This window comes from Actinomyces sp. oral taxon 171 str. F0337 (assembly GCF_005696555.1).
Taxonomy (GTDB): Bacteria; Actinomycetota; Actinomycetes; order Actinomycetales; family Actinomycetaceae; genus Actinomyces; species Actinomyces oris_E.
In genome coordinates, this window is sequence record NZ_CP040005.1 from 400825 (window position 1) to 415135 (window position 14311).

At 70.7% G+C, this 14311-nt stretch carries 14 protein-coding genes and 1 tRNA gene; 14 read left to right on the forward strand and 1 reads right to left on the reverse strand.

Annotation, left to right across the window (positions count from 1 at the left end; translation table 11 throughout):
• Positions 1–56 precede the first annotated feature (56 nt).
• The 14 genes from FBF36_RS01735 to FBF36_RS01800 all read left to right on the forward strand — a co-directional run bounded on the left by FBF36_RS01735 (position 57) and on the right by FBF36_RS01800 (position 13976).
• Positions 57–923 carry a PP2C family protein-serine/threonine phosphatase gene (locus tag FBF36_RS01735; RefSeq protein WP_009396806.1) on the forward strand — a complete coding sequence of 289 codons (867 nt, stop codon included), beginning with the start codon at positions 57–59 and terminating at the stop codon, positions 921–923.
• Positions 920–2224: a hypothetical protein gene (locus FBF36_RS01740; protein WP_009396804.1), complete on the forward strand. Its 1305-nt coding sequence runs from the start codon at positions 920–922 to the stop codon at positions 2222–2224. The genes FBF36_RS01735 and FBF36_RS01740 overlap by 4 nt, the downstream gene beginning before the upstream one ends.
• Positions 2225–2326: 102 nt before the next feature.
• A complete protein-coding gene (locus tag FBF36_RS01745) occupies positions 2327–3160 on the forward strand; it encodes a hypothetical protein (RefSeq protein WP_075375854.1) in 834 nt (277 codons plus the stop codon).
• 16 nt (positions 3161–3176) lie between these two features.
• On the forward strand, positions 3177–4109 hold the full coding sequence (locus tag FBF36_RS01750; RefSeq protein ID WP_009396800.1) for a DUF2993 domain-containing protein: 933 nt from the start codon (positions 3177–3179) through the stop codon (positions 4107–4109).
• Positions 4110–4323: 214 nt separating this feature from the next.
• Positions 4324–5646, forward strand: coding sequence for an AAA family ATPase (locus FBF36_RS01755; RefSeq protein WP_138137081.1), 1323 nt, complete (start codon positions 4324–4326; stop codon positions 5644–5646).
• Between the two features lie 23 nt (positions 5647–5669).
• On the forward strand, positions 5670–6674 hold the full coding sequence (locus FBF36_RS01760) for a DUF58 domain-containing protein (protein WP_009396796.1): 1005 nt from the start codon (positions 5670–5672) through the stop codon (positions 6672–6674).
• A gap of 3 nt (positions 6675–6677) precedes the next feature.
• Positions 6678–7199 carry a hypothetical protein gene (locus tag FBF36_RS01765; protein WP_009396794.1) on the forward strand — a complete coding sequence of 174 codons (522 nt, stop codon included), beginning with the start codon at positions 6678–6680 and terminating at the stop codon, positions 7197–7199.
• Positions 7193–8302, forward strand: a complete 1110-nt coding sequence (locus FBF36_RS01770) for a vWA domain-containing protein (protein ID WP_009396792.1) — start codon at positions 7193–7195, stop codon at positions 8300–8302. The genes FBF36_RS01765 and FBF36_RS01770 overlap by 7 nt, the downstream gene beginning before the upstream one ends.
• Positions 8299–9402 carry a VWA domain-containing protein gene (locus tag FBF36_RS01775; protein ID WP_009396790.1) on the forward strand — a complete coding sequence of 368 codons (1104 nt, stop codon included), beginning with the start codon at positions 8299–8301 and terminating at the stop codon, positions 9400–9402. Before FBF36_RS01770 ends, FBF36_RS01775 begins: the two co-directional genes overlap by 4 nt.
• The gene (locus FBF36_RS01780; protein WP_138137083.1) at positions 9399–10403 is read left to right on the forward strand and encodes a hypothetical protein; all 1005 of its coding nucleotides are present in this window, start codon (positions 9399–9401) and stop codon (positions 10401–10403) included. The genes FBF36_RS01775 and FBF36_RS01780 overlap by 4 nt, the downstream gene beginning before the upstream one ends.
• A complete protein-coding gene (locus FBF36_RS01785) occupies positions 10400–10897 on the forward strand; it encodes an NUDIX domain-containing protein (protein WP_034492500.1) in 498 nt (165 codons plus the stop codon). The genes FBF36_RS01780 and FBF36_RS01785 overlap by 4 nt, the downstream gene beginning before the upstream one ends.
• Positions 10898–11104: 207 nt before the next feature.
• Positions 11105–11797 (forward strand): TetR/AcrR family transcriptional regulator, encoded by a 693-nt coding sequence (locus FBF36_RS01790; protein ID WP_138137085.1) that lies wholly within the window; start codon positions 11105–11107, stop codon positions 11795–11797.
• 54 nt (positions 11798–11851) lie between these two features.
• Positions 11852–12559, forward strand: a complete 708-nt coding sequence (locus FBF36_RS01795; protein ID WP_009396782.1) for a M50 family metallopeptidase — start codon at positions 11852–11854, stop codon at positions 12557–12559.
• Positions 12560–12758: 199 nt separating this feature from the next.
• Positions 12759–13976, forward strand: a complete 1218-nt coding sequence (locus FBF36_RS01800; protein WP_009396780.1) for an extracellular solute-binding protein — start codon at positions 12759–12761, stop codon at positions 13974–13976.
• 119 nt (positions 13977–14095) lie between these two features.
• On the opposite strand, the gene FBF36_RS01805 is transcribed toward FBF36_RS01800, so the two are convergent.
• A tRNA-Gly gene (locus FBF36_RS01805) sits at positions 14096–14169 on the reverse strand.
• Between the last annotated feature and the right edge of the window lie 142 nt (positions 14170–14311).

A 14311-nucleotide genomic window follows, 5' to 3' on the forward strand; every position in this document is an offset into this window, starting at 1 on the left:
GACCGGGTGCTGGGGTTTACTAGGGGCGTGCACGCGACGCAGGGGAAAGGGAGACGATGACCGAGCACGTTCGTGCTGACGCCGATGCCATCGTGATCCGCGGTGAGGACGGCGTCAGGGCCTCGGAGGTCGTTGTCGGTGCGGCCACTGATGTGGGGCGTCTGCGGACGATCAACGAGGACGGCTACCTCGCCGTCGCTCCGGCCTTCGTCGTCGTCGACGGCATGGGCGGGCACGCCGCCGGCCGGATGGCCACGCAGGTGGCCCTCGACTCCCTCTACGCACTGGCCGGGACGATCGTCACCGACGTCGACACGGTGGTCCGCGCGGTGATGGCCGCGCAGGAGGCGATCGTCGCCATCCCGTCCCACGCCGCCTACCTGCCCGGCGCGACGATCGCCGGCGTCATCCTGGCCTGGATGGCGGACGAGCAGGGCGTGACGCGTCCGACCTGGATCATCTTCAACATCGGGGACGCCCGGGTCTACCTGCTGCGCGACGACATGCTCTCCCAGGTCACCCGCGACCACTCCCGGGTCCAGATCCTCATCGAGACCGGTGAGCTCACCCCCGAGCAGGCGCGCCGCGACTCCCGCCGCAATGTCGTCACCCGGGCGCTGGGCGGAGGCATCGCCGACTCCGCCGTCCCGGACCTCTACAGCGTTCCGGTGGCCGCCGGGGACCGGCTCCTCATCTGCTCCGACGGCCTCAGTGACGAGCTCGACGACGAGGCCCTCGCCACCGTGCTGGCCGCCGGCCGAACGGCGCAGCGCACGGCCGAGCTCCTCGTGGCCGCCTCCCTTGAAGGCGGAGGGCATGACAACACCACCGCCGTCGTCGTCGACTGCCTCCAGGTCCCGACCTCTCTGCCGGCGGTTCCCGTGGCCGTCCCCGACGGTACAGGCACTCAGGGGGCGCAGTGACGGTCTCTCCGATTCCCTCCATCCCCTCCACCCCGCTGCCGGGCGAGCGTGTCCCACTGCCCGAGGGACTGACGCGCCTGGCGGACGGAGCGCTGCGGGCCGACGGCGTTGACGGGGTCGCGGTCATCAACCCGGCCTCCGGCTCCGACTCCTGTGCCGTCTCCGTGGAGACGGGGCTCCGGGTCCTTCAGGCCCTGGGCGGCACCTACCTGCCGACGGTGGGGCCGGCGGCGCCGTCGGCCCCGAGCGCAGAATCCCCGCAGGCGGTGGGCACCTCGCAGGTCGCACCGCTACGGCGGGCGGACCTGAGGCCCGTGGCGTCGGGCTCCACCGGCATCGTCCCGGCGGAGCCCGGCGACGAGACCACGCTGCTCAAGCCGGTCACCCTGGTCACCCAGTCGCCCCAGGAGGCGGCCCCGGACCCGCTGGGAACGCCGTCTCCTGCACAGGCCGACAGCTCCGCGGACTCGGCTCCCGAGCTGCTGGAGACGGGTGTCTGGGAGGATCCCGACGACTCCCTCGAGCCTCCGCAGCAGCACTCGGAGGCCACTGAGGCTGCCGTGGAGGACCCTGACACCGGTGACATGAGCACGTTCCCGGACTACCCCGAGCCTGAGCCCGGGTCGGGGCGTCGGCGCCGGGGCGCCCACCGCGCCCCCACGGCCCCCTCGGCGAGCTCGGGCGGCCGCCCGACGGCCAACACCCCCACCGCGCCGGACAACTCCAAGAGCAAGCAGCCCCAGCCCGTGCAGGCGCCCCAGCCTCTGGAGGCACTGCCCAACACGGAGGTCGTCTCCGCCTCCGAGGCGGCCCTCATCGCGGCGCCCCCCGTGCGGGCCGCGGTCTGCCCCCAGGGGCATGCCAACCCTCCTGAGATCCGGGAGTGCCTGATCTGCTCCCAGCCTCTGACGGGAGTGTTCTCCTACGTGCGTCGGCCGGCCCTGGCCACACTGACCCTGTCGACCGGTGCCGCCGTCGAGGTCGCCGGCGACGTCGTCGTCGGACGCGCCCCTCAGGTGCAGACCGGGGGTGATCCGCACATCGTGGCCCTGGTCGCGGTGCCCAGCCCGCAGCACATGGTGTCGCGCTCCCACCTCATGCTCACGACCTCGGGGTGGAGCATCCTGGCCCAGGACCTCGGCTCCTCCAACGGCACGGTCCTGGCGCGCCCCGGTGCGACGCCGGTCCTCCTGGGGTCGGGAATGCCGACGCCGGTGTTCATGGGGGACCTGATGGATGTCGGTGACGGGGTGACGCTCCGCATCGATCCGCCGTCATGGCTGAGGTTCCGTAGTGGCTGAGGTCACGGTCCGTGCGGTAGTGCTTCGCCGGTGCGGATCCGGGTTCTCAGCGAGACTGGACCCGGGCGCCGATCATGAACCGGGCCTGTGGAAGGAGAATTCATGAGCGACCTGACGTGGACGGAGATGCCAGAGGTCAACCCGGAGCAGCCCGATGAGCTCGTCTTGGACTTCTCCGGAGAGATCTACCGGGTCGCCCCGGCCGACACCTTCGTCATCGGCCGAGGCGGAGACCTCGACATTGACGACAACCCCTACCTCCACCGCCGCTTCCTGGTCTTCGCCCACTCCGAGAACCTCTGGTGGATCGCCAACGAGGGGTCGCGATTGTCGGCCACCCTGACTGACGGCGAGGGCCTGGTCCAGTCGCGGCTGGCCCCGGGTGCCCGCATGCCGCTGGTCTTCCCGAGGGTCATCCTCACCTTCTCCGCCGGCCCGACCACCTACGAGATCAACCTCATCACCTCCGGGGAGGACCGTTTCTCCGGGATCGACGGCGTGCGTCAGTCCTCGGGACAGACCACCATCGGGGTGACCCCGATGACCCGTTCCCAGCTGCTGCTCGTTCTGGCGCTGTCCGAGCCGGTGCTCAAACGGGCCGGGACCGGGGCGGCTGAGATCCCCTCCTCCGCAGCGGCCGCTGCGCGCCTGGGCTGGCCACTGACTAAGTTCAACCGCAAGCTCGACAACGTCTGCGAGAAGCTCGACCGGGTGGGGGTGCGCGGGCTGCGCGGCGGCCGCGTGGCCGGAGCCGCCTCCAACCGGCGTACGGCACTGGTGGAGCACGCCGTGTCCACTCTCATGGTCACCGCCGAGGACCTCTACATGCTCGACGAGGAGCTGGCCGCCAACCAGGCCCCCGCCGACCAGACGGCCGAGCGCTCGGTGAGCACCGCCCCAGTGGCCCAGAGCTCGCCGTCGGCGCCGAGGCGATGACGTGACGCGGGGAGAGATGAGTCACCGGGGGGACACGAACTCGCCTCGGGGGTCGGGGGGCACCGCTGAGGAGGCCTCCCCCGACAGGGCGTTCCTCGACGAGGTCCTGGTGGATGACGCCGCGGAGGGTGACTTCTCGGAAAATGAGGTGTCGGGGGGCGATTCCTCGCAGAGCGACCGTCCCCGCCCTGCCCGACGACGTCGCGCTCGACGGTGGGTGGTGGTCCTCGTGGTGCTCGTCGTCATCCTGAGCGCCGGGGCCGTCGGGATGGAGTACCTCGTGCGTGGGCAGGTCGACGCCGCCGTGCGCTCCGCACTGCCGGGACTCAGTGAGGACGCCAGGATCGCCACCAAGGGCATCGTTCTGCGTCAGGTGGTCGGCGGCTCGCTGGACAGCCTGAGCGTGGACTCCCCGAGCCTGAAGATCACCTCCAAGGGTCAGAGCGGCACCTCGGTCACGCTCAGCGACGTCGACGTCGATCTCAGCCGCATCAGCCTGCACAAGCCCTACCCGACTGACGCCGTGACGGCGTCGGGCACCATCAGCTGGGAGCAGGTGACCGCGCTCGCCGCCACGTCGCACCCGAAGCTCAAGGGCGTCACCCTCCAGGCCCAGCGCGCCGGGACGAGCGCCCAGGATCCCGGAGTCATCCAGGCCTCGACGTCCCTGCTCGGTGTGAGCGGTGAGGCCGAGATCGTCCCGTCGCTGGGCGCCGACGGCAGCCTGGTCCTGACCATCACCTCCTCCCGCATGGGTGGGAAGGATGTCGGCGTCGACGTCGCCACCGGGGACAGCAGTATGCTCAGCTACGTCGGGCTGGACTCCTCGCAGATCGCGATCCCCGCGAGCTCCCTGCCGCCGGGGCTGCGCCCGACCAGCGTCATCGTCACCAATGACGGGCTCCGGCTGAGCCTGGCCGGGAACCGGGTGAACCTCGGTCAGCTCTGATCCCGGGATGGTCGGTCCCATGAGGACTCGTCTCACATTTCCTTCAAAGTGGCGCGAGTTCGCTGAAAAATGGGGGCCTTCCGGGGCTGTGGGGAGGACTTCCCCTCCGCTCGTGCCCCAGGTGGTCCCGGCTCGTATAGCCTGCCAATGCGCTGCCTATCCAGGCGCGAGCACGTGGCGCGAGGAATCAAGCCAGAACTGAGCGAGGAGAACCATGAGCATGCAGCCCGAGCACCGTGCCCATCCCGGCAGTCAGCCGGGTGGCTGGGGCGGTGGCCAGTCGGCCGGGCAGCCGGCGGCCCGACAGGCCGGTCAGCCAGCCGGGTCCTCCATGGGGCAGGGAGCCCCTGTCCCGGCCCAGCAGCCGCCCTCGCTCCCGCCTCAGATCGACCCGCAGACCTCTGGGGCCCACGCCGCGCCGCCCGCCTCATCCAGGGTGACGGTTCCCGGCTACCCCTCCGGACCGGCAGCGCCGGCGGAGGAGAAGGTCGACACCGGCCCGCTGCCCTCCCGCGAGACGCTGCGCCGCGAGGCCCGGGCCGCCTCCAGTCGCCGAGGCGCCGGCGACGCCGACGTGGAGCACGCCGCCGAGCTGCTGAAGTCCGTGGCCGACATCTTCTCCCAGCGGGTCGTCGGTCAGGAGCAGCTGCGCACGGCCCTGGTGACGGCCCTCATGTCCAGCGGTCACATCCTGCTGGAGTCGGTGCCCGGCCTGGCCAAGACCACCGCCGCCCAGACGCTGGCCTCCGCCGTCTCCGGCTCCTTCCGCCGTATTCAGTGCACGCCCGACCTCATGCCCAACGACATCGTGGGCACCCAGATCCTCAACTCCTCCACCGGCGAGATGACCACCCAGCTGGGGCCGGTCCACGCCAACATCGTCCTGCTCGACGAGATCAACCGCTCCAGCGCCAAGACCCAGTCGGCCATGCTCGAGGCCATGCAGGAGCGTCAGACCTCCATCGGTGGAGTCGTCTACCCGCTGCCCCACCCCTTCATGGTCCTGGCCACCCAGAACCCCATCGAGGAGGAGGGCACCTACGTCCTGCCCGAGGCGCAGATGGACCGCTTCCTCATGAAGGAGGTGCTCACCTACCCGCGGCCTTCCGAGGAGGCCGACGTCCTGGACCGCATCTCCAACGGCACCTTCGACCGGCCCGTGACCGGGCGGCCCATCTCCACCGACGACGTCGAGTGGCTTCAGCGGGCCGCCGAGCGGGTCTACGTCGACCCCGTCATCAAGCAGTACATCGTCGCCCTCATCAACACCTCCCGCGGTGGAGGACCGCGCCCCGTGCCCGGCCTGGACCGGCAGGTGCGTGTCGGGGCCTCCCCCCGCGGAGGCATCGCGCTCATGAAGGTGGCCCAGGCCGTCGCCCTCCAGGAGGGGCGCACCTACGTCATCCCCGACGACGTCCGCCTGCTGCGCCACGGGGTGCTGCGCCACCGGCTGGTGCTCACCTATGACGCCCTGGCCGACGGAGTCGCGCCCGAGGCGATCATCGACGCCATCTTCGCGGCCGTCCCCACGCCCTGAGCCCAGTGGGGACCAGCTGAACGATGAGCACGCAGGTACACGGCGCTCCCGGGGCGCCCGGGTCCGATTCCGGCGACGGTCGGCGCGGTACGCGGATCGAGCGTCTGCGCGCGGCCCTGAGCCTGCCGACCCTGCGTCGCGCCACGGGGCTGCTCGACGGGCGCCACAAGTCGGTATTCGTCGGGCGCGGGCAGGACTTCGACGACATGTCCTTCTACCGGCCCGGCGACGACATCTCCGACATCGACTGGAAGTCCTCGGCCCGCCTGGGGCAGCCGGTCATCAAGCGCTACCAGCGCGAGTCCATGATGCCCATGGTGCTGGCCGTGGACACCGGCCGGACCATGGCGGCGATGACGCCCTCGGGGGAGGACAAGCGCGACCTGGCCCTGGGGGTCGCGGAGGTCTTCTCCTACCTGGCTCGGATGCGGGGGGACTCGGTGGCGCTCGTAGCAGGTGACGCGGGCCGGACGATCTCGCGCCCGGCCCGTTCCGGGGCCAAGCACGTCGAGACCCTGCTGGCGTTGCTGGCCCGTACCTTCGAGGACCTCGACGTTCCCGTCGAGGGGGCGCCCCCCGGCGCCTTCGAGCTGGCTCCCGGGGCGCCTCCCTCCAGCCTGCCGCGCCTCATGGAGCGGGTGAGCACCTGGCACCGTCGACGCAGCCTGGTCATTCTCATCACCGACACCGCCCACCCCGGCCCCGACGCCGCGACCTGGCTGCGGCGCCTGTCGATCCAGCACGAGATGATCGTCGTCCAGATCGAGGACGACGATCCGCTGCGCCAGGGCGGCGGTCGCGGGCGGGACATCGACCTGCCCTTCGAGATCCCCGCCTTCCTGCGCTCCGACTCCTACCTGGCCGCTCAAGCGGCCGTGGTGCGCGAGCAGTGGCGTACCACCGTCGAGCAGGTGCTCGACGCCCGGCACCTGGAGTACGGCGTCGTCTCCTCCGAGGAGACGCTCATCGACTCCATCGCCGAGCTCCTTCAGCGTGAGCGCGCCGCCGTGGCCAGAGGGAGGCGATGACCCATGCAGATCATGCCCCCGGTTCTCATGCCGATATGGATGGTCATCGTCATGGTCGTCGGCCTCCTCCTGGTGATCGCCTGGCTGCTGCGAACCTTCCTGGTGACTCGCCGTGACACCTCCCAGGAGGTCGGAGACATCCCCATGGCGCCTCGTGAGCGCCGCCAGTGGGGTGAGCGTCTCGGTGAGATCTCCCAGCGCTGGGACAATGGTGAGCTGGACCTGCGCGAGCTGCACCTGGAGCTCGCGGCGCTGCTGCGCGGCTTCGCCGAGGCCCGCAGCGGGGAGGAGATCACTACGGCCACGGTCTCGGAGATCCTCGACATGGCCGCGACCGCCGGGCCGAGCTCGGTGGAGGAGCGTCGACGCAGCGTGCGCGCGGCGGGCCGTCCCCTGGACGCCAACCCGCTGGGGCACGTCGGAGAGCTGCTCGCCGTGTGGGAGCAGCCCTCCTTCGACCGTGAGCCGCAGGCCGCCGCACAGGAGGCCCTCACCCACGCCAGGGAGGTGGTCACCCAATGGTGATGCTCTGGTTGTTCATCGTTCTTGTCGTCATCGCCGTGGCTGCGATCATCGCGGTCCTCATCATCGACCGCCGCTCCAGCGCGAGCTCCTCCACCAGGACGCCCAAGCGGCTGCGGCCGCCCTGGGGACGCCGCGGGAAACGGGGCGTCGAGCTGCCCCGTCGCCTGGCCAACTCGGCGAGCCTGTTCCAGCTGCCGGCGGTGCGCAAACGCATCCGGGCGCAGCGCTGGCTGCACGCGCTCCTGGCGGTGATGCTGGTCTCCTCCCTGCTGAGCGCCGCCGCCATCGCCGGTCGGCCCGTGCGGGTCACCGAGCGCTCCGACGCCCTGGCCAACCGTGACATCGTCCTGTGCCTGGACGTATCCACGTCGATGGTCAGGATCGACTCCTCGGTCCTGACGACCTTCTCCGAGATCCTGGAGGACTTCGACGGCGAGCGGGTGGGGCTCGTGGCCTGGAACTCGGCTGCGCAGACCATCGTCCCGCTGACGGACGACTACGACCTGCTGCGTGATCAGCTCCAGGAGCTGGGCGACGTCCTGGACATCGACCCGAAGAATGTCACCTTGAAGCAGCAGCGCGACTACGAGGAGGCCTTCGGCGGCACGCAGACCACCGGCGTCAACGGCTCCTCCCTGGCCGGTGACGGTCTCGCCTCCTGCGCCCAGGCCTTCGACAATCAGGGACTGGATCGCTCCCGATCCATCATCCTGGCCACCGACAACCAGGTCATCGACCCCGACGACGAGCAGATCTACCCCCTGCCCGACGCCGTCAACCTTCTGGCCGAGCGCAAGATCCGCCTCTTCTCCATCTACGGCGCCGACGACGATCAGGACTTCCAGAACCTGCTCGACAAGAGCCCCGAGGAGTCCCGTGAGGAGCTCAAGACCGTCACTGAGGGGCCGGGCAAGGGACGCTTCTACGACGTCGAGGACTCCGGCACCGGGGGGCAGATCGTCAAGGAGCTGGAGAAGACCGAGGTCTCCGCGCTCGGAGGCCGTAAGCAGACCCGTCGCACCGACGTCCCCCAGCGACTCGTCATCACGCTCTCGCTGGTGCTTCTGGGCTACCTGGGACTGACCACCTGGAGGCGAGCATGAAGCCGGTTCCGATCATCGGGGACTTCGCGTTCATCCCGGTCACCTGGTGGATCCTCGTCCTGCTCGTGGCGGCCGCCCTGGTGACCCTGCTCGTCGTCTCCCGACGACGGCTGGTCCGTGACGATGCCGAGCCGGTCGCCCGCCGGGCCTGGTGGAGGCGCCTGGCCATCGTGGTCGTCGTCGTGCTGGCGCTGGCGGGGCCGGCGATCCGCGGCAGCGAGGCCATCAGCGTCTCCAACGTGGAGATCTACATGGTGGTTGACCGCACCGGGTCCATGGCCGCGGAGGACTACCAGGGCAAGGGGCCCGAGGGCGTCGACCAGTCGGCCTCCACCAGGCTCGACGGCGTGCGCTCGGACATGCGCGCCATCCGCGATGCCTTCCCGGACTCCAGGTTCTCCATCATCGCCCTGGACAACACCGCGGCCAGGGAGCTGCCACTGACTCACGACACCAACGCCGTCGACGCCTGGATCGGCTCCTTCAAGCAGGAGGTCACGGGCCACGCCACCGGCTCCTCGCTGGAGGTGGCGCTTCCGCTGCTGGGTCAGTCGCTGGCGCAGTCCCGCCAGTCCGACCCCAACAACATCCGGCTCGTCTACATCTTCTCCGACGGCGAGGCCACCGATGAAGGTCGTGGCGCTCTGGCGGCCGAAAGCGCCGGCGTCTCCTGGCAGTCCCTGGCCGACATCGTCGACGGCGGTGCGGTGCTGGGCTACGGCTCCACCGAGGGCGGGAAGATGCGCAGCTACGACGGCTCGCCGGCCACCGGCGAGCACACGCAGTCCGACTACATCACCGACGGCCAGGGAGGGCAGCCCGGGGTGTCGAAGATCGACGCCGACGAGCTCCAGAAGGTGGCCAAGGACATGGGGCTGCCCTACTTCCACCGCACCGGCGGCTCGGGTGACGACCCGACGAGCAAGTTCACCAACCTCGACATCGAGGCCGTCTCCTCCGACGGGCGGGCCAAGACCAACGGCCGGGTGTACCTGACCTGGCCACTGGGACTCATCGCCTTCGGTCTGCTGCTGTGGGAGATCATCGATCTCATGCGAGCCGACCGTCGCCTGCGTCTTCTCATGGGAAGGGGAAGATGATGACGATAGGAAGCACCTCCGGCGAGGTCCCCGGGCAGGGGCGGAGCGGGATCCAGCCCGGCGCCGTCAACAGTGCGCAGGGTGCGCCAGGAGCAGACCGCGCCCCCTCGGAGCAGGAGCTCGACTACCTGCAGGAGGCGGACCCGAACGACGGGGCCTCCACGCCGGACCCCTCGGCCCCCGAGGACCCCAGGCGGCGCGAGGCGCGCCTCAAACGGCGCCGTCGACTCCTGGCGATCGGTGGGGTGCCCGCCGCGCTGGCCACCATCGTCTCCCTGTGGCTCGGGTCGATCTTCCTCATCTCCCTGGCCGGAAACCGTGCCGCCGCAGCCGGCCACTACGACACGGCCCTGTCGCGCTACCGCACGGTCGCCACGATCAATCCCTGGCTGGAGCAGTGGCGCGTCCACTTCAACCTGGGAACCGGTCAGCTCGCCGCGAAGGACCCGACCTCCGCGGTCACGACCCTCAACCAGGCTCTCAGTGAGGCCCCCAAGGCCACGGTCGACTCGAAGACCAAGGCGAAGGAGGCCGGCTCCCCGGAGTGCATGGTGCGCACCAACCTGTACGTCGCCCACCTCACGCTGGCGGCCCAGGCTCAGGAGAGCGGAAGCTCCCCGGAGGTGACCGAGCACATCGAGGCGGCCAAGAAGGCGGCCGACACCTGCGAGGTGCCGCCCCCGCCTCAGCAGAATCCCTCTCAGAGCCCGCCCCCCTCGGCCACGCCCAGCAGCGATCCGAGCTCTGATCCGTCGTCGCAGCCCAGTAGCAGCCCGAGTTCGGACCCGTCGTCGCAGCCCAGCAGCGATCCGAGCTCTGATCCGTCGTCGCAGCCCAGCAGCAGCCCGAGCTCGGACCCGTCGTCATCGAGCTCACCGAGCGTCCGGCCGACCCCGACTCCGGTCGATGACCGGGCCAAGCGCCTCAGGGACCGTAACAACGGCAGTGCGGGGGCCACTGAGGCGCCCGGCGGCAGTGGCGGCGGCGGGAAGCCCTGGTGAGCGGCTCCGATTCGGTGAAGGCCTCCCGCCTCGTCGTGGCGGCCGCGGTCCTGGATGACCTGGGGCACCCGACGACGCTGCTGTGCGCGGCCCGGTCCTACCCGCCCGAGCACGCCGGTCAGTTCGAGCTTCCCGGCGGCAAGGTCGAGCCCGCCGAGCGGCCCGAGCAGGCCCTGGCCCGCGAGCTTGACGAGGAGATCGGCCTGAGCGCCCGCCTGGGCCCCGAGCTCATCGCTCCTCGGCATCTGGCGGTTCCGGCGCCGTCGGACAGTGGTCCCGGTGACGACGCCCCGGCGTGGCCGGCCATGCACGGCTTCAGGATGCGGGTGTGGCTGGCTGAGCCCGCCCGCCCCGGAGACCGGGGCAGGGCCGGAGCCGACCACCAGCGGCTGGAGTGGGTGCCCCTGGACCCGCCGGATCGGCTGCGCCGGCTGCCGTGGCTCGAGGCGGACCTGCCGATCATCGACGCGCTCGTGACCGCCCTGGCGCGCTGATACGGTATTGATACGGCGTTGATGCGGCGTTGAGGCGTCGCCGATACGACGGCGGCGAGCCTAGGAGCTCGGGCGGTTCCTCACAAGGGCCGCGCGTCCTCATAAGGGTCACGCGCTCAGGGCCGTCAGCAGCGCCGCTGACGCCGACCCGTCTCAGTTTCCTGACACTTCTATCGTCGACGTCATCTCCTGGGTTAGGGTGGCCTCATGCCGAAGATCCTGGGTTCCTCACTGGCCGAGCATCGAGAGCGCACGCGCACCGCCCTGTTCCGCGCTCTCTCCGAGCTCATGAGCCGGCGCAGCTTCGACAAGATCACTCTGTCCGACGTCGCCAACCACGCGGGTGTGGGACGCACAGCCGTCTACAACCACTTCGCGGACAAGGAGGACCTCCTCCTGGCCTTCATGGAGCACGAGGCCGGCCGGTACGCCGAGGAGCTCTCCCGGGCGCTGGCCGGCACCCAGGACCCGATCGACCGTCTGCGCATCTACGTGCGCCAGCAGGCCCTCATCGCACGGCACTTCCACTTCCCGACGTCGGGGCCGCTGGCCGGCTCCGTCTCGCGCGGGACGGCCGGCCGCCTGCGGGCCCACGGGGCGCTGCTGGCTCAGATGCTCTCCTCGATCCTCACCGACGCCATGGATCAGGGGCTCATCCCCTCCCAGGATCCCGAGCAGGTCATCCCCCTCATCCACGCCACCGTCATGGGCGGGCGCCCGACCCCCACGGATCCGGAGCAGCGCCGGGCCTACCTGGAGAGCCTGGACGCCTTCGTGCTGCGGGCGGTGGGGGCGCGTCAGCCCGCCCACGCCGTCCCGGCCATTCCACAGCCCCACGCCACCGAGCCCCTGGAGGGCGCCGAGGCCCCCGGTTCGCTTCATCACAGCGCGGTTGGCTGACAGCGTGAGCCACGGGCTGCCGCGCTTGCAGGTGGGCCTGGCAGACTTCCGCCCGTGAACCTGAGTTGGACTGACACCTGGAACGACCTGCTGGCCCGCGCCTCGAGCGTCGTGGGCCTGGATCCCGGCGTGCTGTGGCCGGCGCTGGCGATCCTCCTCATCGTCCTGGCCTGGGCGCCTGCCCGCCGTTGGGGACGCACCCTGGTGACGATCGTCCATGAGGCCGGGCACGCCGCCGTCGGCCTCATGGTGGGGCGACGCTTCCTCGGATTCGTGGTGAGCCGTGACCTGTCCGGGCACGCCGTCACCGCCGGCAAACCCACCGGCCCCGGCCGGGTGGCCACCTCGTGGGCTGGCTATCCGGCCCCGGCCGTCCTGGGGGCCGTCGTCGTGCTCCTGGCCCTCAAGGGGTGGGCGAGTGCGGTCCTGCTGCTGGGACTGGTCCTCCTGGCGGTCCTGCTGGTCATGTCCCGTTCGGTGCGCACAGTCCTGCTCGTCCTCCTCGTGGCCGCCTTGACCGGGGCCCTGTGGTGGTGGGGCGGGCAGTGGCGTGACGGCGTCGTCGCCGGGGTCGGGCTGGCCCTCCTCGTCGGGGCCTGGGACTCCCTGCGCGACGTCGCCGCCTCACGTGACCCGCAGCAGGACCACCGCACCCTGGCCCACCTGACCCGGGTTCCCGCCGGACTGTGGCTGGCCAGCTGGTTCCTTGTGGACGCCCTGGCCACCGGCGTCGTCGTGCTGGCCCTGCGCGACCTCCTGTGAGATGAGGGGTCGGGGACGAGTCCGAGCCCGCGGCCCGAATGGCCTACGCTTCCTCCTGGCGACGTGGGGCCCGCAGTGCCCTCCCGCAGTGCCCTCCCGCCGTCCCCGCCGACGTCGCTCACCGCGAGCCCACAGGCGCCGTTGCGGCCCCGGGCTCACCCCGCTCCCGGGCACTCCGGGATTCCCTCAAGGAGAACACATGATGCTGTCCCGCAGGACGTTCGGCCTGACCTCTCTGGGACTGGCCGTCTCGGCCACCCTCGCCGCCTGCTCGTCGAAGTCGAAGGACGAGGCCACCGAGGAGGGCAAGATGGCGCTCATCGTCTCCGATGCGGGCGAGGCCGCCGCGGAGGCGCTGTCCAAGGCGGTGGAGGCATTCACCAAGGAGACCAAGGTGGAGGTGGACGTCAAGCCCGTCTCCGACGTCTCCCAGGAGCTGGCCCGCGGGATCACGGCCGAGCCGACCATCGACGTCGTCGTCCTCAACCCGGCCCAGCTGTCCAGCTACGCCGGTTCCCTGCACTCCTGGGACAAGGGCTCGGCCGCCGTCAAGGATGCTCACCCCGCGCTGCTGACCAGCGCCACCCGGCAGGAGAGGGTCAGTGCCGCGCCCAGGGACGTCTCCACGCTCGCCCTCTACATCAACACCTCCCTGTGGTCGGCCGCGGGGCTGAGCGAGTCGGACTACCCGACCACCTGGGAACAGCTCGACCAGGTGGCCGCCAAGCTCACCTCCGGTGGCGTCGTCGGCCTGACCCTCGACGCCACCTACACGCGTGTGGGCGCCTTCCTCGTCCAGGGCGGTGGGGGACTGACCAGCGCCGACGGCACGAAGGCCACGGCCTCCTCCGAGGGCTCGGTGGCGGGACTGACCCAGGTCAAGCAGCTCCTGTCCTCCGGCTCGGCCGGCTGGGGCGCCGACCTGTCCGCCGGGTCCGCCGCCGACGCCTTCGGTCAGGGGCAGGCCGCCATGGTGATCGAGACGGACTCCCTGGTGAAGACCCTGGCGGACGCCTACTCGGGCGTCTCCTACAAGGTGGTCGAGCTGCCGGCCGGCAGCGGTGGCAAGGGGACCCTGCAGTTCCCCACCTTCTACGGCGTCGTCGAGGCCTCCAAGCACAAGGCCGACGCCATCAAGCTCGTGGAGTACCTCACCGCCGCCGAGCAGCAGGTGGCCCTGGCCAGTGCGGCGGGCACGGTCCCCGCGGGCAAGGCCGCCGGCGAGACCTGGAAGGGCAAGCACGCCGACCAGGCGGCATTCCAGGCCGGCGTCGAGTACTCCCAGCCCGTGCCCTCCGCCTCCGGCACCTCGGACATCATCGCCAACTTCGACAACGAGCTGCCCGGGCTGGCCGGGGGCGACCCGGCCGGCATCCTGAACAGCGCCCAGGTGAACCTGCAGGCCGTCCTGTCCTGACTCAGACGGGTGGCACCGGCCGACGACGTCGGGGCCGCCCCGAAGGGTGCGGATGAGTGACCCAGGAACGGAAGAACAACGAACGAGGGTCCGGACCGTGATGGTCCGGACCCTCCGCCTGGAGCGGGTGACGGGAATCGAACCCGCGCTGTCAGCTTGGGAAGCTGAAGTTCTACCATTGAACTACACCCGCGTGGCACCGGTGGACGTGCGTCCCAGGTGCGTGCGGAAGTCTAACCCAGACCCCGGCCGTCTGCGCAAATCGGCCTCCAGAAGGGCCTGCGCACTGTGCAGGCGATCTCGCGCCCGCTACACTCGCTGATGGTTCCCCTGAC